Raw genomic sequence first — 7,831 nt, 5'->3', positions numbered from 1 at the left:
ACACGATCTCCTTCGATCGCGATCTCGTCGACCATCAATCCTGAAGGAACCAGGTTGGCTGGCCGAAATCGCTGCTTCATCATGCTGATTCCTTCTGGAAACCAGCGTCAGAACAGCCCCAACCTGCAGCGAAACTGAGTCAGACCCAAACTTGCACGCCGAAACACAGCCGGCACCAGCAAGCGCCATCTGCTTCAGCGTCTCACCGTTGTTCACGACAAGGCTTCCCATGACCGGTTGCTCCAGATCCCGACCCCCTGACGAAACGGCCATGACGGCCGTGCGCGACGGAAGTTGAAGGTCAGGCAATCGTGACGCTCAAGATCGGTGGGCTTCTGGGTCTTGCCCTTGCGTTCCAGATAAGCGGGCGCGGCGCAGACGACGCGCCGGCTCTGTCCCAGCTTGCGCGCGATCAGGCCGCTATCCGGCAGGTTTCCCATGCGGATGGCGACATCGGTCTTTTCAGCGACCAGAACGACAATGCCGTCCGTAAAGCTCAGATCGACGATGAGACGCGGATTGCGCGTGATGAAGGCTGGAATGGCTGGCGCGACGAACATCGTTCCGAACGGAACCGTGGCGCTGACGCGCAGCCGCCCACGCACGGCGCCACCCGCCGCTTGCTGATCGGCGTCGTTCAGATCCTGCAAGATCCGAAGAGCGGCGTGATGAAAGGCCTCGCCTTCCTCGGTGAGCGTCAGCGCCCGTGTCGTACGGACCAGAAGGTGCGCTTCCAGCAAGGCCGACACCCGCGAGCGATCTCGCGGCCCATCGGCTCCATGTTGCCGAGCACTATGTCGACAGGGCAGGCCTGCGCGATCAGGCCGGACAGGTCATGGCCCTTCTCCGCGCCGTCCAGAACGACGTCGGCAGCGTGAATGAGCGACTAGATCGCGTCATTGAGACCCGGTCACACGCTGCCCCGCACGGGGGATCCAAGTTGGCATGACAAAATCGAGCGGCTGACCGCCACAAGATGTCCGCCGGCCTAACCGGCTCCTCTCTAAACTTGGCCCCGTCAGATCCCGCTGGCGGTTGCTTCGTCCGGCGTCCGAGATGGATGGTTACCGGGCGTGCCGATCCATCGGCGTTAGTATCTGTTCGCGGCCTCATAGCGTGCATCGCCGCCGGCGACCCGCCACTGGAGCGCCTTCACGCGGTCACCGTTCTCAGAGTCCGAATTCATTTCACATTGATGTCGCGGTGGATTATATAGTCTTCGGGCGGCTGGTTGCTACGTTACCTCAAATATCGCTCGAACAGACTTGTTTCCGTAATATTCACGCCAACTGCTCCGTCGCAAAAAGTCGAAATCAAAATCCAATGGGTACTTCTGCAGAGCAAATCGAGATCTGCGGAAGGGCTTTTTTGCGCTTATCGAATAGGCCTGCATTCATCAAATCTTACTCAACAAATGTTGGAGATGAAAATGGCACCTGAAATCGAGATGCGTGGACTTTCTGACGTCAAAGAGGACTTGCAGCGCGCCTTCTGTGGCTGGTGCTGGCGAACCCGCGCGGGCCTGCTCGGCGCCACCGCACTCATCGCTGCCGCGGCAGCGACGCCGACCATTGCGCAGGCGCCGGCTCCCGCCCAGGCGCCGTCCAAACCGAACATCCTGTTCATCATGGGTGACGACATCGGCATCATGCAGACGAGCATCTACCACCGCGGGCTGATGGTCGGGGAAACGCCCAATATCGATCGGATTGGCCAGGAAGGCGCGCTCTTCACGCATTACTACGCCGAGCAGAGCTGCACGGCCGGCCGCAATGCCTTCTTCACCGGCATGCATCCATTGCGGACGGGGATGATCCCGCCGCAATTGCCCGGCAGCCCATCCTACCTGCGGCCCGGCACCCCGGCGCTGGCCAAGTTCCTGCTCGACCTCGGCTACAACACCGGCGAGTTCGGCAAGAACCATCTCGGCGATCATACCGACGCGCTGCCGACCGCGCACGGCTTCCAGGAATTCTGGGGCTATCTGTATCACCTCGACGCGATGCAGGGCGTGAGCTTCCCCGACATCAACAAGACCCCTTCCCAGCAGACCGTTGCTCCGCCATGCATCAACACGACGATCCCGGGTATTCCGCCGGTTGCCGGCGCGGTGGACCCACGAACCTCGGTCTGCCTGACGCCGCCGCGTCCGGTGATGTTCTGCACGTCATCCGATGGCACGGCGGCCAACCAGACCTGCCGGGACGAAGGGCCGCTGACATTGGAGCGTTCGAAGACGGTGGACGAGGAAATCTCGGCCAAGGTGGTCGACTTCCTTGAGCGCAACGATCCCCGACGGACCAACAAGCCATTCTTCGCCTGGTACAACCCGGCGCGCATGCACATCACGACGGTTCTGTCGCCGAAATACGAGGCGATGATCGGCGAACCCGGCGGCAAGGATTGGGGCCTCAACGAAGCCGGCATGAAGCAACTCGATGATAATATTGGCGTCGTGCTCAAGAAGCTCGAGGACATGGGTCAGCTCAACAATACGATCGTCGTCTTCACCACCGACAACGGCGCCGAGACGATCACCTTCCCGGATGGCGGCACCACGCCGTTCAAGGGCGGCAAGCTGACCACGTGGGAAGGCGGCATGCGCGTACCGCTGCTCGTCCGCTGGCCAGCCGGTGGCATCCGCGCGGGGACGGTCAAGAATGACATCTTCGCATCACTCGACTGGCTGCCCACGCTCGTCAACCTGGCCGGCGGAGACAAGGGTGATGCTCTGAACCAGCGCATCAGGGCTGGCAGCTATCCCGGCATCGTCAAGACCACGCTCGATGGCGTCGACCAGACCGAATACCTGCTCGGACGGTCAGAAAAATCGGCGCGCGACACGTTCTTCTACTATTCCGGCAAAGAGCCGTCGGCGGTGCGCTACAAGAACTGGAAGATCTACTTTGCGATGGTGTCGGATTCGCCCGCCGGCTTTGTCTCGGGCGTGCAGCCATTTCACTGGGCCCAAGTCGTCAACATCAAGCGCGACCCGTTTGAGACCTCGATCGGCTCGCAGTACAAGACGCTCATGGGTATGGGTGGTACGATCGGCTCGCCCTCCACTGCCTACATCTACGATTGGAACATGCTGCCGATCGGCCAGGCGCTGTGGATGAAGGAACTTCTCTCCTACAAGGAGTTCCCGCCGATGCAGGACCCGGCGAGTTACAACCTCGATCAGGTCATCGATCAGATCAAGAATGCGAAAGGCCGGTCCGACTGATCGCCAGCAAAAGCTGCCCAACTGGTCGCGCGCCGGGCGCTCGATCCTTCAAAGTTTCAGAAGGATTTTCGCGTGCGGCGCGGCCGGAGACTAAGGATCGGGTCGATCGCGCACCGGCCGATCGTGAAATCGAGCGGCTGACCGCCGCAAGATGGCTGCCGGCCTAACCGGTCCCTCCCTAAACTCGGCCCGGTCTCCGAAAGGGGATCGGGCCTTTTTGTTATGCAGAGATCACTCGATGATTGTGCGCGTCGGGTTCTTAGACCGGGCTGGGCGTCGACACCGTCAAGGGGCCGCCGCTCAGCCGCCGGCAGAAGATCGAGCGCGAGCTCTTCACCGATCCCATGCCTGAACGCGTCGAGCCATGCCTGGCGCTATTGAGCCGCAAGATTCCGCGCAGCGATGACTGGTCGTACGAGGTCAAATGGGACGGCTATCGCTTGGCTGTAAAGGATGCCCAGGCCCTCGGGTTGGACAGTGCGATCTTCGACGGAGAGGCTGTCGTGCTGGGACAATCGGGGAGCGGCGGATTTCAGCGCGCTTCAAAAAGCTCTTGGTGGACGAGGGGGGAAGCGCTCCCGCCTCGACAGCAATTCTCTATGCCTTTGATTTGCTCTACCTTAACGGCCATGACTTGCGGGCGCTGGGCTATGGTGAGCGGCGCGACATCCTGGCGGACGTCCTCAATGGTGCAGCCCATGGTGCGATTCGCTTCAGCGAGGATGTGAGGGCCGATGGCCCCGCTTTCCTGATGCTCGCCTGTGAGATGGGGCTCGAGGGCATCATCGCGAAGCGGCGTTCGGCTGCCTATCGATCTGGCCGCGGCGGGGAATGGCTCAAGATTAAATGCGTCCAGTCCGAGAGCTTCGTCATCATCGGCTATGAGCCGTCGATGGTCGCGCTCGGCGGGGTGGGCCGGCTGCTCCTCGCAGCTCGCCAAGGGGACAACCTTGACTATGTCGGAGGAGTCGGAACTGGCTTCACGGACGCCAGCGCAAGAGCGCTGCGAAAGCAGATGGAGCAGCTCATCGTCCCGAGGCCAGCCGTAATCATGAAAGGGCACACGAAGGGCCGCCTATGGCTGGCGCCGGCCCTTGTGGCCGAGATCGAGTTCCGCGCCTGGACCGATGAAGGCAAGCTACGGCATGCCTCCTACAAGGGGCTGCGAGAGGACGCCAGCGCAAGAGCGCTGCGAAAGCAGATGGAGCAGCTCATCGTCCCGAGGCCAGCCGTAATCATGAAAGGGCACACGATGGGCCGCCTATGGCTGGCGCCGGCCCTTGTGGCCGAGATCGAGTTCCGCGCCTGGACCGATGAAGGCAAGCTACGGCATGCCTCCTACAAGGGGCTGCGAGAGGACGCCAATCATGTCGACGTCTACCAGATCCGCTAGCGGGCCTTGCGCACCCGAAAAATACTCGGAACCGCTTCAATCATGGTCAGTTTCTCTACCACCGCATGCCGACCGAAATTGTACCAACCCGAGGGGAGCAACAATGAATCGGCGAACTTTCCTCACAGCTCTGATAGGCGGAGCTGTAACGAGCGCGGTCGCCGCAGAGACCGCATACGCGCAGTATTACGTACCCTATGATCGTCGGCCTCATGAGTGGGAAGACGACAGGGACCGCTATCGCAGGAACCGGTACGAACGCGAGCGGGATTGGGAGCGGGAGAGGAGGCGTCGCGACTATCGTCGTCGCTGGGACGATGAAGAGGACGACTGAGCGGGGGGTTCTGCTAGATCTTATGCTGGGCGCGGGCAATCGGCCCAACCTGCGGTAGCGCCGATTTCAGGCGCCTTCTACGCCACCCGTCGACATGCTAACCGCACTCGATCAGCGTGATGTAGCGCGTCCCGTTCTCGCGCATGTTGGCGATGGCCATCATCGCGATAAACCTTCCGGTCCTACAGAGCCCTGATCTGCTCTTTGAACTCCTCGGCAATCGCGCCATGGCGGGCGAGGACGTCGATCGAAGCGACTTCTCCGGTTTCATCGTCCGCGACCACATGCACAACCGCGACGCCCTCGGCGGTGCGGCCCAGGCGCTCGCCCTCATTCAGCGCGTGGTATTTCGTTTTCGCCGGGACGCGCTGGGCCGGAACCAGCTTCTTCCGATGGGTCTTTGAAGGGCTGGAGGAAGAAGGTGTCGACGTTCATGGGTTGACTCCCGGAAAGCCCGTTCTCATTTTGTTCTCATATCTCGAGGACAAGAGCAATGTCAGGCCGGCCAGCCGATCAGCATGGTGAAGACACCACGCTGGACGCGGAAATCACCGGCATCGTCTCGACGCTGCTGGAGGAACACGGCAGCAAGGCGGGGGCCCTGCGCGCCCTGGCGCATGACTTCATCGTGCTGCTGGCGGACGCCGATCGCTCGGTCTCGCGCGGCTTTCTACGCGGGGTGTTCTCTCAGGGGGCGCGGCCGGTTCGCGAGCCTAAACAATGACCGAGCACGAACCCGCCGAACAACCAGACCGAGCTGCGGGATTTCGTGCGCTTCCGCTGCCATTACTGCCAGCGTAGTGGGGACGCTCGGCTGGCTTCGTTGGCCTGGCGCTACGGCGCGCATGCGACGCTTGCTCAGCTCGTCGCGCTGTTTCGCAACCCATGCCCTTGGCGGTACGACAACCCGGTCCGAAAGCCGCAGAAATACGGCATGAAGTGCGGAGCCTACTGCCCGGATATCGGCCGGACCTCCCGATTGGCCCCCGCCAATGATGGGGCTCAGCTCGTCGAGGCGATGCGAAAGCTGTTTGCGAAGTTCGACGTGGCGGCGCAGGTCGTGCCGCAGCCGGGGATCTTCCCGGATTATTCGGCGCCGATTATTCGCAACGAGGGGAGCGCTCCGACGCTCACGATGACGCGGTGGGGCATGCCGTCGTCCAAGAAGGCGCAGCTCAACCCGCGACCATGCGCGCCGACAAGCTACGGGCGAAGGGCAAGGAGGTCGACTTCGACCAACTCCTTCGGATGGAGCCGGACAGCGGAACGACAAACGTCCACAATATCTCAGGCTCGCATTGGAAGCGCTGGCTCGGCGTCGAAAGCCGATGCCTTGTGCCGTTCACCTCGTTCAGCGAACTCGACTGGGGCTCGAAGCAGGATGTCTGGTTCGCGTTCGGAGAGGAACGTCCGACAGCCTACTTCGCCGGCATCTGGGCGCCGCAATGGACCAGCGTCCGCAAGATCAAGAACGGCGAGGAAACGATCGACCTCTACGCCTTCCTGACGACTGATCCGAACGCAGAGGTTGGCGCCATCCATCCCAAGGCGATGCCTGTGATCCTGACGACGCCGGAGGAGTGCGAGGCTTGGATGACCGCACCTTGGGAGGAGGCGAGGGCGCTCCAACGGCCACTGCCCGACGGGGCACTGAACGTCGTGGCGCGTGGCGTGAAGAAGGACGTCGGCGAACCCGAGGCCAATCAACCGGCGACATCCTTGCTCTAGAAGCTCCGCGGCGCGCGCGAAGCCAACCCCCAGAATTTGGCCCTCCAGGGCCGGCGGGCGGCTTTTCATCGGCCTTCGACACTCCTCTAAACGTTCGACGGCAGCTTCGCTCGATGTGCTGAGAACTAACGGAGTTGTGACCCCGCCGGATTCGCTTCCCTCCGCTAAAAGGCGCAAAGCTTCCTCGCCGCACGTGCCTAATGCTCGTGTTGCTGGCGAAGGGTGGCCACCGTCCCGCCAGGCAGGCCAGAGATCTTCCCGCTTTTGAAATGACCCGGCTCAGTCTTGAGCTGCCGCGTGGAAGCGCACCACGCAGTCGATACACCAGAGGTCGGCCTCATGCACACGCTCACGCTCGTAGTGGCTGGCCTCTCTCTCGCCCTGGTCGGCGCCAGTGCTCAGGAATTGGATGAATCGTCGTTTGAACGGCCGCTGACTGACCCCGCAAGCCCATCTGGCTCGCTGAGAAACCAACCAATCGCAATTGTTGACATTAGTTTGCTGCCAAGGGCGAAGCAGGTGCAGATCCGTCGTGACGTCGCGGAGAAGGGTGAGGCCGAACTTCAGAAACTTAGGATTGCGATTGAGGCAGTCCCGAGCATTGTTTCCGCTCTTCGGGCAAAGCAGCTGTCGCCAACGAATGTTCTATCGGCAGAGACCAGCCCCCGCGGACGCTTAACACTCCTGATTGCCAGACGATAACCCTAGCCTGCCGCTCGCCTCGAATTTCGTCGTCCATTGCCCTCGGGTCGGCGGCCGCCCTAGGCCCACCGGGAAAGTCCGGGTGGCGGGCTGAAGAGCGGACTGCGGTTCGGCTCACCGCCACGCCCCGCTCGGCCACCCGTAGATCACAACGAACACGAGCGCCGTTAGGGCAAGGGTGGTCGGGTGCGGCGGGGAACGTGCTGAGCCCCCGCACGTTCGATTCGTTTTCGAACATGAGGAGCACACAATGGACCATTCCAGCCATATTCGTCTCGCCAGCAGTCAGCTGACCGCGTCTATCCTTGAAGGGGCCACAATCTACGGGCCGGGCGATGAAAAGATCGGAGCGGTGTCACATGTCCACGGGAGCCACGTCGTGATGGATGTTGGCGGCTTCCTCGGCATTGGGGCCAAGCACGTCGGCGTACCGATCAGCGATCTCGAG

5 protein-coding genes and 3 pseudogenes are annotated in these 7,831 nt (G+C 61.9%); 7 read left to right on the top strand and 1 reads right to left on the bottom strand.

Annotated features, from left to right (window positions below):
• Positions 1-164 precede the first annotated feature (164 nt).
• Positions 165-737 (bottom strand): annotated as a pseudogene (locus AC1DDA_RS27205) (LysR substrate-binding domain-containing protein); the annotation flags it as partial.
• Between the two features lie 494 nt (positions 738-1,231).
• On the opposite strand from AC1DDA_RS27205, the gene AC1DDA_RS27200 reads away from it, so the two are divergent.
• The 7 genes and pseudogenes from AC1DDA_RS27200 to AC1DDA_RS27170 all read left to right on the top strand — a co-directional run.
• A complete protein-coding gene (locus AC1DDA_RS27200; protein ID WP_476798076.1) occupies positions 1,232-3,226 on the top strand; it encodes an arylsulfatase in 1,995 nt (664 codons plus the stop codon).
• Between the two features lie 269 nt (positions 3,227-3,495).
• A pseudogene (gene ligD / locus AC1DDA_RS27195) lies at positions 3,496-4,397 on the top strand (non-homologous end-joining DNA ligase); the annotation flags it as partial.
• A gap of 30 nt (positions 4,398-4,427) precedes the next feature.
• Complete coding sequence (locus AC1DDA_RS27190; RefSeq protein WP_476798077.1) at positions 4,428-4,619, top strand: ATP dependent DNA ligase; 192 nt, start codon at positions 4,428-4,430, stop codon at positions 4,617-4,619.
• A 486-nt stretch (positions 4,620-5,105) separates the two neighbouring features.
• The gene (locus tag AC1DDA_RS27185) at positions 5,106-5,357 is read left to right on the top strand and encodes a hypothetical protein (protein WP_441514545.1); all 252 of its coding nucleotides are present in this window, start codon (positions 5,106-5,108) and stop codon (positions 5,355-5,357) included.
• Between the two features lie 89 nt (positions 5,358-5,446).
• Positions 5,447-5,677, top strand: a complete 231-nt coding sequence (locus tag AC1DDA_RS27180; protein WP_476798075.1) for a hypothetical protein — start codon at positions 5,447-5,449, stop codon at positions 5,675-5,677.
• 294 nt (positions 5,678-5,971) lie between these two features.
• Positions 5,972-6,681: pseudogene (locus tag AC1DDA_RS27175) on the top strand (SOS response-associated peptidase family protein).
• Positions 6,682-7,633: 952 nt separating this feature from the next.
• A partial coding sequence (locus AC1DDA_RS27170) for a PRC-barrel domain containing protein (RefSeq protein WP_476798074.1) occupies positions 7,634-7,831 on the top strand: 198 nt, incomplete at its 3' end.

Source organism: Allobosea sp. 10N428, from assembly GCF_056394545.1.
The sequence above is the reverse complement of the archived record's forward strand: the minus strand, read 5'-3'. Positions and strand labels throughout refer to the sequence as shown.

What these genes read in the sequence shown, in the direction of transcription:
- AC1DDA_RS27190 (WP_476798077.1), top strand. Translation starts at nt 4,428, where the DNA reads ATGGAGCAGCTCATCGTCCCGAGGCCAGCCGTAATCATGAAAGGGCAC.
- AC1DDA_RS27185 (WP_441514545.1), top strand. Translation starts at nt 5,106, where the DNA reads ATGGCCATCATCGCGATAAACCTTCCGGTCCTACAGAGCCCTGATCTG.
- AC1DDA_RS27180 (WP_476798075.1), top strand. Translation starts at nt 5,447, where the DNA reads ATGTCAGGCCGGCCAGCCGATCAGCATGGTGAAGACACCACGCTGGAC.